13 protein-coding genes are annotated in these 14,465 nt (G+C 64.2%); 9 read left to right on the forward strand and 4 right to left on the reverse strand.

The genetic code is table 11. The annotated features are described in order from the left end of the window. Positions 1-30 precede the first annotated feature (30 nt). Both I6F31_RS22325 and I6F31_RS22330 read left to right on the forward strand, forming a co-directional pair. Entirely contained in the window at positions 31-2,196 is a 2,166-nt protein-coding gene (locus I6F31_RS22325; RefSeq protein WP_225186119.1) for an EAL domain-containing protein, read from the forward strand. Positions 2,197-2,442: 246 nt separating this feature from the next. Further along, positions 2,443-2,607 (forward strand): helix-turn-helix domain-containing protein, encoded by a 165-nt coding sequence (locus I6F31_RS22330; protein WP_162130849.1) that lies wholly within the window; start codon positions 2,443-2,445, stop codon positions 2,605-2,607. 895 nt (positions 2,608-3,502) lie between these two features. Here the strand turns inward: I6F31_RS22330 and I6F31_RS22335 are convergent. The 3 genes from I6F31_RS22335 to I6F31_RS22345 all read right to left on the reverse strand — a co-directional run bounded on the left by I6F31_RS22335 (position 3,503) and on the right by I6F31_RS22345 (position 6,404). Further along, positions 3,503-3,964, reverse strand: coding sequence for a GNAT family N-acetyltransferase (locus I6F31_RS22335; protein ID WP_225186120.1), 462 nt, complete (start codon positions 3,962-3,964; stop codon positions 3,503-3,505). An 82-nt stretch (positions 3,965-4,046) separates the two neighbouring features. Then, positions 4,047-4,994: an ABC transporter substrate-binding protein gene (locus tag I6F31_RS22340; protein WP_225186121.1), complete on the reverse strand. Its 948-nt coding sequence runs from the start codon at positions 4,992-4,994 to the stop codon at positions 4,047-4,049. A 189-nt stretch (positions 4,995-5,183) separates the two neighbouring features. Then, entirely contained in the window at positions 5,184-6,404 is a 1,221-nt protein-coding gene (locus I6F31_RS22345; RefSeq protein WP_036026423.1) for an MFS transporter, read from the reverse strand. Between the two features lie 194 nt (positions 6,405-6,598). Here I6F31_RS22345 and I6F31_RS22350 point away from each other — a divergent pair, with 194 nt between their 5' ends. The 3 genes from I6F31_RS22350 (at position 6,599) to I6F31_RS22360 (ending at position 9,838) form a co-directional block, all read left to right on the forward strand. Next, positions 6,599-7,900 carry a serine hydrolase gene (locus I6F31_RS22350; protein WP_225186122.1) on the forward strand — a complete coding sequence of 434 codons (1,302 nt, stop codon included), beginning with the start codon at positions 6,599-6,601 and terminating at the stop codon, positions 7,898-7,900. Between the two features lie 143 nt (positions 7,901-8,043). Continuing rightward, complete coding sequence (locus tag I6F31_RS22355) at positions 8,044-9,006, forward strand: tetratricopeptide repeat protein (RefSeq protein WP_225186123.1); 963 nt, start codon at positions 8,044-8,046, stop codon at positions 9,004-9,006. Positions 9,007-9,424: 418 nt separating this feature from the next. Then, positions 9,425-9,838, forward strand: coding sequence for an SRPBCC family protein (locus I6F31_RS22360; protein ID WP_225186124.1), 414 nt, complete (start codon positions 9,425-9,427; stop codon positions 9,836-9,838). 147 nt (positions 9,839-9,985) lie between these two features. On the opposite strand, the gene I6F31_RS22365 is transcribed toward I6F31_RS22360, so the two are convergent. Then, the gene (locus tag I6F31_RS22365) at positions 9,986-10,231 is read right to left on the reverse strand and encodes a hypothetical protein (protein WP_036014203.1); all 246 of its coding nucleotides are present in this window, start codon (positions 10,229-10,231) and stop codon (positions 9,986-9,988) included. Positions 10,232-10,412: 181 nt separating this feature from the next. Here I6F31_RS22365 and I6F31_RS22370 point away from each other — a divergent pair, with 181 nt between their 5' ends. From I6F31_RS22370 to I6F31_RS22385, 4 genes are read left to right on the forward strand one after another with little or no spacing between them, the layout of a single operon-like run. Further along, positions 10,413-10,667, forward strand: a complete 255-nt coding sequence (locus I6F31_RS22370) for a DUF2933 domain-containing protein (protein WP_036014201.1) — start codon at positions 10,413-10,415, stop codon at positions 10,665-10,667. Continuing rightward, positions 10,667-11,341 (forward strand): isoprenylcysteine carboxylmethyltransferase family protein, encoded by a 675-nt coding sequence (locus I6F31_RS22375; RefSeq protein ID WP_036014198.1) that lies wholly within the window; start codon positions 10,667-10,669, stop codon positions 11,339-11,341. Before I6F31_RS22370 ends, I6F31_RS22375 begins: the two co-directional genes overlap by 1 nt. Before the next feature lie 48 nt (positions 11,342-11,389). Further along, positions 11,390-12,097 (forward strand): ABC transporter ATP-binding protein, encoded by a 708-nt coding sequence (locus tag I6F31_RS22380; protein WP_036026433.1) that lies wholly within the window; start codon positions 11,390-11,392, stop codon positions 12,095-12,097. A 4-nt stretch (positions 12,098-12,101) separates the two neighbouring features. Further along, the gene (locus tag I6F31_RS22385) at positions 12,102-14,465 is read left to right on the forward strand and encodes an FtsX-like permease family protein (protein WP_225186125.1); all 2,364 of its coding nucleotides are present in this window, start codon (positions 12,102-12,104) and stop codon (positions 14,463-14,465) included.

Genomic DNA, 14,465 nt, shown 5'->3' on the forward strand with positions numbered 1-14,465 from the left:
TCTCGAAGAACAAGAAAGCGAAAGCAAAGCATGCTTGCCCGCGCCGGCCAAAAGGCGCGCAAGCCGCGCTTCGCGCGCGCGCACCGTGCCCTTTCCGAACACGACGAAATCCTGCGCAGCCGTGCCGAGGCGGAAGCCGCGATCGCGGAGGCGCGCAAGTCGCATGAGCGCCTGCGCCAGGCCATCGACATCCTGCCGCAGGGCATCGTGTTTCTCGACGCCGAAGGCCGCTACGTCCTCTGGAACAGGAAATACGCCGAGATCTACAGCAAGACCGCCGATCTGTTCGAGGAGGGCGCGCGGCTCGAGGACACGCTGCGCATCGGCGTCGCCCGCGGCGACTATCCCGAGGCCATCGGCAATGAAGAAGCCTGGATCGCAGAGCGCCTGCAAAAACTCTACAAGCCCGGCGCGCGCCACGAGCAGAAGCTGTCGGACGGCCGCGTCATCCTGATCGACGAGCGCTTGACCGATGACGGCGGCGTCGTCGGCCTGCGCGTCGACATCACCGAGCTCAAGCAGCGCGAGGCCTCGTTCCGCCTGCTGTTCGACGGCAATCCCGTGCCCATGATCGTCTGCGCGCTGGACGACGAGCGCATCCTCGGCGTCAACGATGCCGCGGTCGCGCATTATGGCTACAGCCGGGCCGAGTTCGAGCGATTGAAGATCCGGTCCTTGCAGGCATTCGAAAGCGTGCCGCCCTGGACCGTCGATGGGACCGGCGAGGATCAGGCCGGCCGCACCTGGAAGCACGTCAAGGCCGACGGCGCGCTGATCGACCTTGCGATCTATTCCCGCGAATTGACTTATGCCGAGCGGCCCGCGGTGCTGCTCGCGCTGATGGACATCACCGAGCGCAAGCGCGCGGAGGCGCGACTCGCCTTCATGGCCCAGCATGACGGGCTGACCGGTCTGCCCAATCGCAACCTGCTGCGGCAGCAGATGGACGAGATGCTGCTGCACACGCGCCGCGGCTCCGAGAAGGTCGCGCTGCTGATACTAGGGCTCGACAATTTCAAGGCGGTCAACGACACGCTGGGGCATGCGGTCGGCGACAAGCTGCTGCGCGGCGTCGCCAAGCGACTACGCTCCACCTTGCGTGACGAGGATGGGCTGGCCCGCCTCAACTCCGACGAGTTCGCGGTTCTGCAGAGCGGATTGGCTCGGCCGGAAGATGCGGTGGGTCTCGCAAAACGCCTCCTTGCGGCCATTGCCGATCCCTATCTGCTCGACGGTCACTCCGTGGTGATCGGCGCCTCGATCGGCATTGCGATGGCGCCGGGCGACGGCGAGGATTCCGAAAAGCTGCTCAAGAGCGCCGACATGGCGCTGTCGCGCGCCAAGCTGGACGCGCGCGGCAGCTTCGCCTTCTTCGAGGCCGCGCTCGATGCGAAGGCGCAGAGCCGCCGCAAGATCGAGGTCGAGCTGCGCGATGCGATCCAGAATGACGTGCTGCGGCCGTACTACCAGCCGCTGATCGACCTCGCGAGCGGCCGCATCACCGGCTTCGAGGCGCTGGTGCGCTGGCCGCATGCCGAGCGCGGCATGGTGTCGCCGGCCGAGTTCATTCCGGTCGCCGAAGACACCGGCCTGATCAATCCGCTCGGCGGGCTGATGCTGCGCCGGGCCTGCCTCGACGCCGCGGCCTGGCCCGACGACGTCCGCGTCGCCGTCAACCTGTCGCCGCTCCAGTTCCGCAGTGGCAATCTGCTCTCGATGGTCACTGACGCGCTGAAACATTCCGGCCTGCCGCCGCGCCGGCTCGAGCTCGAGATCACCGAGACGCTGCTGCTGGAGAAGAGCGCGCAGGTGCTGGCGACGTTGCATGCGCTGCGCGCGCTCGGCGTGCGCATCTCCATGGACGATTTCGGCACCGGCTATTCCAGCCTCAGCTACCTACGCAGCTTCCCGTTCGACAAGATCAAGATCGATCAGTCCTTCGTGCGCGATCTCGCGGCCAACCGCGAGGCCCAGGCGATCATCCGCTCCATCGTCAGCCTCGGCAAGGGCCTTGGCGTCACCATCACCGCCGAAGGCGTCGAGACCGAAGCCGAGCTCAGCTGCCTCCGCGCCGAAGGCTGCCATGAGGGCCAGGGCTTCCTGTTCAGCAAGGCCCGGCCGAATGCGGAGATCGTCAGCCTGCTGGCCGCACAGCGCGGCATCGACCGCAACGAGGACGCCGCGCTGGTGGCGTGACCGCTCGCCCCCACGATATCTAAGAACGTACCGCTTCGCCCATCGGCCTCTCCCGCCTTGCCCGGCGCCAGCAGCCTTGATCTGCCTCAACAACGAGGCCAAAGGCCGGGGCGCATGACAGCGCGGCGTCGGTCAATTTCCGTTTGGAGGTTCGGACGGATAACGGCCCGGGCGCGCCACCCGTAAATTTCCCAAGTGCGGACCGTCAGCTGCCGTCGTTAAGTCGTGCGGTCGTGGGGTCGCACCATGAAGACACCGAAGCCGAAGCAATGGGCCGAGCAGGAGGTTCGACGGCTGGTCACGCTGGCCCGGCAGGGCATTGGGGTATCGAAGATTGCCGCCGAACTGGGCCGCCACGCCGGATCGGTCAGGCGAATGGCGCGAGCGAAAGGAATATTGTTGAAGAAATAGTCGCCGGTAGGGCAGGCGCTGCCTGATCGACGAGGCGCGTGGACGGCGCCCTACAGCCCGAAGCCTCGGCCGATGTCCCGCACAAGGCTGGGCGCAGCCTCAGTATTGCGACCATGGGAGAGCGCTCGATCGAGCCGAGACAAGATGCCTTTTCCGAAGAGCGCTATAGCGATGCTTCTGAGCATGGTTGTGGATCGGGTTTGAACGATGCTGCGAAAGTTCAAAACGGCCCCAGCCGCAGGATGGGGTAACAGCCGGGGCCGGCATTCCCATTCCAATGTGCCGCATCGGCGGTGGGCGGCACTCTTCAGGTTAGGCACACAGAAGCTAACAAATTATTCTGTTTCGCTCTCACCTCGCGTCGGCCGTGGCCGATTGTATCATAGCGTGCTCACGGTGAAGCGGTGAGCGAACCGAGCAATGGTCGACATGCTCGAGCGGCGCATCATTGGCCAAGTGCTCCCAATATTCAGCTTCCGCGAGTAGTTTCCAACCTCGATCCGGATGACGCGCGGCTGTCTGACGGCACAATAATGCCATCGCGCGCAGGCGACCCGCAGTATCCATCTGCTCCTCCCATTATATTCTTGTTGATTGCACCCTATTTTCTTTTTTTGCGTCGGAGTCATTACGATTATGTCGCAAAACTAATTTCCACTTTTCGAAGCGCGACTCGACTTTCGTTGCGGCTACAAATCGCGCATCGAACACAACTGGCGCAATTCAGCTCGTATCGGTAGATCGAGACCGGACCATCAGGCTTCGTGCTTACTAATCAGAACTGGCAAGAACGGCGAGATACTCGCGCCCGTCCGTCGGCGATGGGTTCCGCAAGAGCTCGAACTACCACCACGCGTCGGGCTTTCCGCGGCGATTGCCATGGTGTGGACCAGGTCTAGGTCCGCTGGATGAGCACCCGCTCCATGATGATCGTGCGTTCGTCCCCATAATAGCTGTCGCGCACGGCATTGAACCCCAGTCGCGCATAGAAGGTCTCTGCAGTGACCGATGAAGGGACCGTCAAGGACGGAATGTTCCGCTCGCGCGCTGTGCGCTCGATCTCGGCCATCAGCAGCTTGCCGATCCCGCGGGCCTGAACGTCCGGAGCAACGAAGACTGTGCGGACGACGCTTCCGTCGAGGCTTGCCGTTCCGACCAGGCGGCCGCCGATCGTGGCGACGAAAACGGTACGCTGCCCGATCAGCCGGCGCACGGCATCCGGGCCGAAGCTGGGCTCGATCCGCGCGATGATCTCCGCCGTATAGTCCTTCGCATTCGTTTCGCGCAGCGCACGCAAGATGACCGCGCTGATGGCCGCGGCGTCATCGTCGAGCGCGGGCCGGATGCTGCATTCCATGAACTGCTCCGCCGAAGCTTCGCGAATGACTGGATTTGAGCCCGCCTCACGGCGCGGCAATCGGCGGATTTTCAACGACCCGTCACTCGATCACGTCGTCCGTCAGCACGAGGATGGTGGGCGGGATCGTCACGCCAAGCGCACGCGCAGTCTTGAGATTGACGGCCAGCTCGAATTTGGTTGGCAGCTGGATTGGCATATTTGCCGGCTTTTGTCCCTTCAGGATCAGATCAACATAGCCCGCGGCGCGACGAAACAGGTCGCCGATGTCGGCGCCATAGCTGATCAGAGCGCCGGCATGGGCGAACTCCTTCTGCTGGCCGATGACGGCGATCTTCATGTCGATGCCGATACGGCAAATTGCGTCCTGCATCGCGGCGGTCATGTAGTCGCGAATGACGATCACGGCGTTGCCGCCAGCGGCCGCGAGCACGTTGAATTGCTCGGCAACCGCCGCCGGCGACGCGCTCGTCAGTCCGAGGCGCACCGGCTCCAGCCCGGCGCGTCGTGCTTCCTCGATGGTTTGCGCGCCCCAGGCGCTGAAGGTCGGGTCCGTCGCATTGTTCAAGACGCCGATCCGCTTCAGCGAGGGCAGGATCTCCCGGATCATCTCGATGCGCTTGGCCGACATCTCCTCGCCGAACGCGGCGAAGCCGGTGAGGCTGCCGCCCGGCCGCGCGAGGCTCTGAAACAATTCAGGGTCGCTTTGCACCGCAGGCAGCGCCACGGCGACGACGGGAATATTGGTTTTCCTGATCATCGCGCGTGCTGCGGCCGGGCCGGGCGAAAGCAGGACGTCCACCTGTCTGGCCACGAGGTCGTCGATCAATGCAAGGCCCCGCGACACATCGCCGGCGGTCGAGTGGGCCTCGATGACGATGGTGCGGCCTTCCACGTAACCCAGCTCGGCCAGCGCCTTCCGGAACGGAACGAGCGCCGCATTGTCGATTTCCGGCGTGGCAAATCCGACGAATCCCACGACCGGAACGCGCTTTTGGGCCAAGGCTTCGCGCGCTGATATCGCCGTCATTCCCAAGAAGCTCAGAAACGTCCGTCGCCTCATTTGGCCTCTCGCGATGCCAGAACGATCTGATCACAAGGGAATGCTACACCAAGATACTCGGTGCCAGAAGGCAGGAAGTAGGATGACAGAGGGAGGCGAAATCCATCAAACTTACATTTATGCAAATTCAGATCCGGCAATCGCCACTATCCGGTGTCACGCCGTCGCGCGGCTAAGATCGAGCGATGGCCTGCGCCGCGTCGGAAAACTCAGCGCCACCGCGACCGCCGCAAGCCCGATCGCGAAGGAGCCGGCGTGCAGCCAGGTGTATTGCTGGAAAGTATCGAACACGATCCCGCCGGCCCAGGGCCCGAGCGCCATGCCGAGGCTGGCGAAGGCCGACACGGCACCGAACACCGTGCCCATAATGCGCGCGCCGAAGAACTCGCGGACCAGCACCGCATAGAGCGGCATCACCCCACCATAGGCGAGGCCGAACACGACCGAGAGCGCGTAGAACTCGCCGAGCTGCGCCACCGCCAGATAGGTCGCAATGCACATCGCCTGCACGAACAGCCCGCCGACAAGGACCGGTTTCGCGCCGATGCGATCGGCCAGCGCGCCCAGCAGCAGGCGTCCGCCGAGGCCTGAGACGCCGGCGACGCTATAGACCGTCACTGCCGTGAGCGGAGCGATGCCGCAGACCATCGCATAGGACACCATGTGGAAGATCGGGCCGGAATGCGCCGCGCAGCAGGCGAAATGCGCCGCTGCGAGCGCGATGAATTGCGGCGTGCGCAGCGCCTGCGCCGCGCCCATCTCGACCTCTGGCGCCGCGTCCGTCGTTGCGGAGCCCGCGGCTGGCGGCGCCGGACGTACCAGGAAGCAGGCGGGGATCAACAGCGCCCACGAAGCGATGCCGATCGTCAGCATCGCGGTGCGCCAATCATAGGCCGTGATCAGCCAGCTCGCGGCCGGCGCGACCGTCACCGGGGACACGCCCATGCCGGCCGAGACCAGCGCCACCGCGAGGCTGCGGTTCTTTTCGATCCAGGCGCTCGCGAGCGCCATCATCGGTGCGTAGAAGCTGCCCACGGCGATCCCGATCAGCACGCCGAAGCAAAGCTGGAATTGCCACAGGCTTGCTGCCTGGCTCGCTGTGACGAGACCTAGTCCCAGCAGAACGCTTCCCGAGAGCACCACGATGCGGGTGCCGAACCGGTCCGACAGCGTGCCCCATAGGAATGCGGCGAATCCCATAAAGAGGAAATCCAGCGTCGCGGCAGCCGACACCCCGGCGCGCGACCAGCCCATCGCCTCCGAGATCGGCTGCAGGAACACCGCCAGCGACAGCATCGTGCCGAACCCGATGCAGGTCATCAGCGCCCCCGCGGCGACAACGACCCAGCCATAGTCGAAACGTGACGGCTTGCTCATGCGTTTCCTTGGCGCTTTTGCTCTTGTTGATGGTGCGCGGCAGGGATGGTGACTGATCCGCGGGGCGAGAGCAAGGCGGGTTGCCACCGCAGGCTGACACGGCCCGCCCGCAATGATAGCATGCCGCGCGTCACCAGCCTGCGATGTTGTTCTCGTGAAGCGCACACCCACCAACGTGCGGGGAGGCAAGTGCAATGAACTGGGGAGCGTCGTTTAGGCCGCGCGGGTGCCGCCGGCTTTTCCTGCCCGTCATTTTTGTTTCCGCGATCTGGTCGCCCCTGGCGTGCGCGCAGGACGTCCGAAGCGCGCCCGCCGCGCCGGGGCCGGTCTTTTCGGATAGCGGTCCCGATGCCGAGCTCTACGGCGCGGCTGAAGGCTATCCGGTCGGCACGCGCGGCGCCGCTCCCCCGCTCGACAAGCTCGTCGGCAGCTACAGCCATTTCGGCGAGATCTATCCCTCGCGCCGGGTCGCTCGCGCGACGACGCTCTGGCAATTCAAGCGCGCGCCGGAGCCACAGGTCACCTACAGTCTTGGCACCGAAAAGCTCGGCATTGCGGACTACCTCAAGCGCAACCCGGCGACGGGCCTCCTGATCGCCAGGGACGACACCATCCTGTACGAGCACTATCAATATGCACGGACCGACCACCACCGCTTTGTTTCGATGTCCATGGCCAAGACTCTGGTAGCCATGCTGGTCGGGATCGCGGTCTCGGAGGGACGGATCAAGTCGATCGACGACCTCGTCGCGACCTATGTCGACGGCCTTGCAGGCACGGAATATGGCAACACGTCCATCCGCGCCTTGTTGAACATGTCGTCGGGCGTCGAATTCTCGGAAGTCTATGACGGGAACGACGACATCGCCCGGCTTGGGCGGGCCTTGTTCGCCGGCCCGCCGAAAGATCCCGCCGCCATCGTCGCGCAGTTCAACACGCGGACCGCGCCGCCAGGCACCAAATTCCACTATGCCAGCGTTGAAACGGAGATACTCGGCTTGGTCCTGCGCGCCGCCACGGGCACGCCGGTCGCCGACTATCTCCGCGACCGGATCTGGGACCCCATCGGCACCGAGGCGGACGCCTCCTGGGTGATCGACGGCAGCGGGCAGGAGATCGCCTATTGCTGCTTCAACGCGACCTTGCGCGATTATGCGCGCTTGGCCCGGTTGCTCGCCCATGACGGCGCCTGGGAAGGCCGGCAGCTGATCCCCCGGCAGTGGCTGCTGGATGCCACGACCGTCAGGCCAGAGGAGGGTCATCTCGCTCCGCGCGTGGCCACGCGCTATTTCGGCTACGGCTATCAGGTGTGGCTCCTCCCCGGCGAGCAGCGCCGATTTGCCCTCATCGGCATTCGCGGTCAGCTCATCCTGGTCGATCCCGCCTCCAAGCTCGTCATGGTGCACACGGCCGTTCGCCAGAAGCCGAACGAACCCGGAGCCTTCAGGGAGCCGCTCGCGTTGTGGTCTGCTGTGCTGCAGCAGCTCGGGCAATGATCAATTGCTGATGCCTGCCAATGGCATACAGCCGCGCTGGCGCGGTCGGTCGCGTCGGAAAGCCGCGGTTGCATTGAACCTGTCCGGCTTCCGGGAGCACCAATGGCGCGTAAGTCCCAATAGCCGCGACGAGGGAAGGCGCGATGAGGACCTTGACAGCATCGATTTGCGTCGCAGTCACAGCGCTCGCCTTGAGCCTGTCGTTCGGCGTGCCGTCCCATGCCGAAGAGGACGAGGCGGGCACGCTGGCCCGGCAGATGAAGCAGCTTTATCGGGCCGGGAAGTACATGGAAGCACTGCCTCTGGCCCAGAAGTCGCTGGCCCTTCGCGAGAAGGAGTTCGGCCCCGATGATGCGCACGTCGCGATGCCGCTGAACGACCTCGGCACGATCCATTACAATCTCGGCCAATACGCCGTTGCCGAACCGTTGTACAAGCGCGCGCTGGCGATCCGGGAGAAGACACTCGGTCCGAATCATGCCGAAGTCGCGATGGTGCTGAACAATCTGGGCGATCTCTATCGCGCCGAAGAGCGTTACGCGGAAGCGGAGCCGCTCCTCAAGCGCTCGATCGCCATCAGCGAGAAGACGGTCGGCCCCAATGATGCGTCGATCGTGATGGCGTTGAGCAATCTCGGCGCCGTTTACAGCCATCAGGGCCGGTACGATCAGGCCATACCGCTGTTCAAGCGAGGCCTCGCCGTGCTGCAGAAGGCGCTCGGTCCCGACGATCCCGAAGCCACGGTGCTGATGAACAATTTGGCCGACGCCTATATCAATCGCAATCGCTATGCCGATGCCGAGCGGCTGCTGAAGCGGTCGATGGCGGTGACCCAGAAGGCGTTCGGCCCCGATCATCCCGACATCGCGCAGGCACAGAACAATCTGGCTGCGCTCTATGTGCGTCAGGGCCGTAACGCGGAGGCCGAGCGGCTGTTCAAGCGGTCGGCGGCCACTTTCGAGAAAACCCTCGGCCCCAACCATCCGGATCTCGCCGGCGTTCTGGAAAACCTCGCCGGTCTCTACAAGTATCAAGGCCGCTATGCCGATGCCCAGCAGGTCCTGAAGCGGTCGATGGCCATCCGAGGGAAGACAAGCCCGATCTGAAGAGCAGCGCAGGATGGTAGTGCGACTTGTCCGCCGCAGCCCGAAGAGCGAAGCTGGCGGGCAGGGCTATCGCATTAGAGAGTTTTTCCCTGCGGCCATCCTTCGAGACGCCCGCTTGAGCAGTCTCCTCACAGGATGAGGGCGGAGTCCGCGGCAGCAGTTTCAACAGGCACCGACGCCCAATGAGCCTCATCCTGAGGAGACGCGTCAGCGTCGTCTCGAAGGACGAGGCGTGCGCGCAGGCACACTTCGCTTGCCCACACCACAACTTCTCCAACTTTTTTGGCACATTGACGCCGGACCATGTCGGCATGGGCCGGTCTCGATCGTCCTCGGGTCGACACGTCCCGGACGTGCCCGGCACACGTGGCGAGATTCCGTCAATTCGAGCGTCAAAGTCGCAACTGGAGCAATGCCCATGAGGATCACCGTCGAAACCAGCGTAGCCGCCCCGATCGATCAGGTCTGGCGTGCCTATACGACGCCAGCCGACATCGTGAAGTGGAATGCCGCGTCCGACGACTGGCATACGACCAAGGCGACGGTCGACCTGCGGGAAGGCGGCGCCTTCTCGTCGCGGATGGAGGCCAAGGACGGCAGCATCGGCTTCGACTTCGCCGGCACCTACACCAAGATCGTCGAGCACAAGCGGATCGAATACGCGTTCGGCGATCGAAAGGCCGAGGTCGAGTTCGTGCCCGGCCCGAAGAGTGTTGTCGTCCGTGTCGTCTTCGACGCCGAAACCACGCACTCGGTCGAACAGCAGCAGGGCGGCTGGCAGGCGATCCTCGACAATTTTGCGCGATACGTCGAGGCAAAGAGGAAATCGTGATCGATTAGCAGCGAACGTGGATGCCTGCATCGCACACGCTGCGATGCAGGTGCCATGCTTCAGCGCGGCCATGAAGCTTCCTGCGGCATGTCGACCTTGCCGAATTGCCGCATCTTCTTCTTGCCTTCGCGTGCCGCTAAGATCGAACTATTTCTTGTTGCCCATGTGATGAGGCGACGACGTGCCGGGGCCGCCCGTGTAGTGATGACCGCCTGATTGAGCGTTGGCAGAGGTGCCGGTCTTTTCTTTCTTGCCCATGTGGTGCGGAACTTCTGTCTTGGGTCCGCCGCTGTAGTGATGGCCGTTCTTTTCCTTGTCGGTGGATTGAGCCGTGGCGGGTACGGCCAGCAGGGAAACAATGCCGATTGTGGCGAGAAGCGTCTTGGTGATCATGTTCGGTCCTCCAGGTTGCGAAGGTCCACGATACGCATCGGCGCAACGTCGGTCTTGACGAATCTCAAGGTACGATCGGTTGCTAATTGTCTCGCGCGCTCAGCTCCCGCGAGCCTTTGATCTGCGTCAAAAGCGATGGCGGCGGTGCTCCTATGCTGCGGGGATCGAGAGGAGCGCGCCCATGCCGGTGCAGGATCATTCCGCTTATCGACAGCGGCATGCCGCGGGCATGTCCATGAGAGCCAAGGCTGGCCTGGTCCTGATCGGATTCCTGGCCATCGCCGGCGTGCTGCTGTTCAGCGAGCACAGGGCTCACGTGCTGGGGCTCCTGGTCTGGCTGCCGCTCCTTGCCTGTCCGCTGATGCATTTCTTCATGCATGGCGACCATGGTCACCGTCACGGTGGCGGCCGGCCAAACGATTCGAGGAGCGCGTGATGCACGACATTCCGCCTGCTTACGGCCTCTGGAGCCTCGTCACCGTCAACTCGGCGGTGTTCATCCTGTTTTCCTACAGCTTCTTCAAGCCGCAGACCTCGCGCGACTGGCGCTCCTTCGGCGCCTTCAGCGCGTTCCTGGTGGCGCTGTTCGCGGAGATGTACGGTTTTCCGCTCACCATCTATTTCCTGTCGGGTTGGCTGCAGTCGCGCTACCCGAACGTCGACTGGTTCTCGCACGACGCCGGTCATCTGCTCGAGATGATGTTCGGCTGGAAGACCAATCCCCACACGGGGCCGTTCCATGTCGTCAGCTTCATCTTCATCGGCGCCGGGTTCATCCTGATCTCCCTCGCCTGGAGGACGCTGTACGAGGCGCAGCAGACCCGGAGCCTCGCCACCACCGGTCCTTACAGCTACGTCCGGCATCCGCAATATGTCGGCTTCGTGCTGGTGATGTTCGGCTTCCTGTTGCAATGGCCGACGATTCTGACCTTGGCGATGTTTCCGGTGTTGACCGTCATGTACGTGAAGCTCGCCAGGGACGAGGAGCGTGAGGCCCGGAGCGAGTTCGGCGAGGCCTATGCCCGGTATGCCGCGCAGGTGCCGGCCTTCATTCCCCATCTCAACCGGCGATCCGGTCATAGCTCTTCTGGCGGCTATCGTCACGGCTGACCTTCGCGAGGAGATGCCTGCAAACGGCGCTAGCTTTAAAGGACGTCAATGAGCGTTCCCGTCTTCACCGCAAAGGCGCTGACTAAGATCTATGTCTCCGGCGAGGTGATGGTGCATGCCCTCAACGAGGTCGACCTCGACATTCCCGAGAAGGAAGTGGTCGTGCTGCTCGGCCCCTCCGGCAGCGGCAAGACGACGTTGCTCAACATCATGGGCGGCCTCGACCGTCCGACCAGCGGCCGGCTGTTCTTCCGCGATCTGGACCTAACGGACCTGGAGGACCGCGAACTCACGAAGTACCGCCGCGATCACGTCGGCTTCGTCTTCCAGTTCTACAATCTGGTGCCCAGCCTCACGGCCTACGAAAACGTCGCGCTGGTCACCGAAGTCGCCAAGAATCCGATGCGGCCGGCCGACGCCCTCGCGCTGGTCGGACTCGAAGCGAGGATGCATCACTTTCCCGCCCAGCTCTCCGGCGGCGAGCAGCAGCGCGTCGCCATCGCCCGCGCGATCGCGAAGCGGCCGGCGGTGCTGCTCTGCGACGAGCCGACCGGGGCGTTGGATTCGAAGACCGGCATCCGCGTCATCGAGGCGCTGCTTGGCGTCAACCGGCAGCTCGGGACCACTACAGTCATCATCACCCACAACGCCAGCATCCAGGAGGTCGCCGACCGAGTGCTGTTCTTCGCCGACGGTCGCATCTCCCGCATCCGGACCAACGAGGCCCGGCGGGAGGCCGCCGAGCTCACCTGGTGACGACATGAAGGTGCTAGACATCAAGCTGCTTCGTGACGTCAGACGGCTCTGGGCGCAGGTGCTCGCGGTCGCGCTGGTCGTCGGCGGCGGGGTTGCGACGCTGGTGCTCGCGGTGGGCTCGCACCGATCGCTGGAGGAGACCCGGATCGCTTATTACGAGCGTTACGGCTTTGCCGATGTGTTCGCGCAGGCGAAGCGGGCACCGAAGGCGCTCACCGACAGGATCGGCGAGATCCCAGGAGTCGCCGCCATCGACACCCGTATCGCCAAGCCGGCGCTACTCGACATTCCCGGTTTCTCCGCGCCGGCCAGCGCGCAGTTCGTTTCGCTGGCCGACACGGGTGAGCAGCATCTCAACCGGCTCTACATGCGCTCCGGGCGGTTCCCGGCGCCGGGACGGACCGAAGAGGTCGTCGTCAACGAGCCGTTCGCTCGGGCGCACGGTTTCGTCGAGGGGGCGCGGTTCTCCGCCATCCTCAACGGCAGGAAGCGCGAGCTCGTCATCGTCGGCATCGCGCTGTCGCCCGAGTTCGTTTACACGGTCGGACCGGGCGACCTGATGCCGGACGATCGCCGCTATGCCATCGTCTGGATGTCGGAGAAGGTGCTTAGCGCTGCCTACGATCTCGACGGCGCCTTCTCGGCGGTCGCGGTCAAGCTGCAGCCCGGCGCCTCCGAGCGCGATGTGGTCCGGCGACTGGACGCCCTGCTCGATCCTTATGGCGGGCAGGCGGCGCATGGCCGCAAGGACCAGACCTCGCACGCCTGGCTCGATCATGAACTCGACATGCTCAACAACATGAGCCGCACGCTGCCGCCGATCTTCCTGCTGGTCGCGGCCTTCCTCGTCAATCTCACCTTGACCCGGCTGGTCGCGCTCGAGCGCGAGCAGATCGGCCTGCTGAAGGCGCTGGGTTATTCAGACGGCAGCATCGTGCTGCACTATTTCAAGTTCGTTGCCTTCATCGTCGTGGTCGGCATCGTGTTGGGCGGCATCGTGGGCACCTGGCTCGGTTTGCACGTCACCGCGCTGTTCGGCGACTTCTTCCACTTTCCGTTCCTGGTGTTCGCGAAGGCACCGGACGTTTATCTCACGGCAGGTGCGCTTAGCGCGGCGGCTGCGGCGATCGGCGCATTCCGTGCGTTGCGCGAGGTGGTGAAGCTGCCCCCGGCCGTCGCCATGCAGGCGCCGGCCCCGCCGGTCTATCGCCGGCTGCTTTCGGCGCGCATCCAGCTCGACCGGATCGTGTCGCAGCCGACGCTGATGATGATCCGCAACATCGCCCGGCATCCGGTACGGGCCTTCTTCACGGCGCTCGGCATGGCGCTGGCCACCGCGATCCTAGTCGTCTCGCTGTTCACGCGGGACAGCATGGAGCATCTGATCGATGTGACCTACTTCCTCGCCGACCGGCAGGACGCAACCATCGGCTTTGCCGAGAAGCGGATCGCAAATGTCGTGGAGCAGGTGAGCCGGCTTCCGGGCGTTCTCGCCGCCGAGCCGTACCGCGAGGTGCCGGTCCGGATCCGCCACGGCAACGTCGAACGGCGCATCGTCATCAGCGGCCGACCGGCTGCTGCCCACCTCAGGCGCATCATCGACGTCGAGCTTCGGCCGGTCATCCTGCCGGAGACGGGCCTCGCCATCTCCGGCATGCTCGCGCATATCCTCGGCGTCGGACCAGGCGATAGCGTCGAGGTCGATCTGTTGGAGGGCGCCAGGCGATCCGTGACGGTGCCGGTCGTCGCGACCGTCGAGGACTACTTCGGGATTAGGGGCATGATGGAGATCGAGGCGTTGCACAAGCTGATGCGCGAGGCGCCCGTCGTCACTAGCGTCAATCTCAGCCTCGACGAGAACCGGACGGAGGACTTCTACACGGCGGTGAAGTCCATACCGACGGTCGGCGGCGTGGCGCTGCAGCGCGTTTCGCTGGCGAACTTCCGCAAGACCGTCGCACTGCTCGTCACCACGATGGCGAGTATCTATACGGGCCTTGCCGGCGTGATCGCGTTCGGCGTCGTCTACAACAATGCGCGCATTTCGCTGTCCGAATGGGCGCGCGAACTGGCCAGCCTGCGCGTGCTCGGCTTCACGCGCGGCGAGGTGCTGCGCATCCTGCTGCTTGAGCTCGCCATCCTCACCCTGATCGCCCAACCGCCCGGTTGGCTGATGGGCTACGGCCTCGCCTGGGTAATGAAAACGAACCTTGCCGGCGAGTTGATGCGCGTCCGCCTCGTCGTCGAGCACTCGACTTACGTGATCGCCACGTCCGTCGTGGTGCTGGCCGCCATCGTTTCCGCCGCCGTGATCCGAGAACGCATCGACAGATTGGACCTTGTTGCGGTCCTCAAGACGCGAGATTAG

Origin of the sequence: Bradyrhizobium sp. NBAIM01 (assembly GCF_020194115.1) — a bacterium.
Lineage (GTDB): Bacteria > Pseudomonadota > Alphaproteobacteria > Rhizobiales > Xanthobacteraceae > Bradyrhizobium > Bradyrhizobium yuanmingense.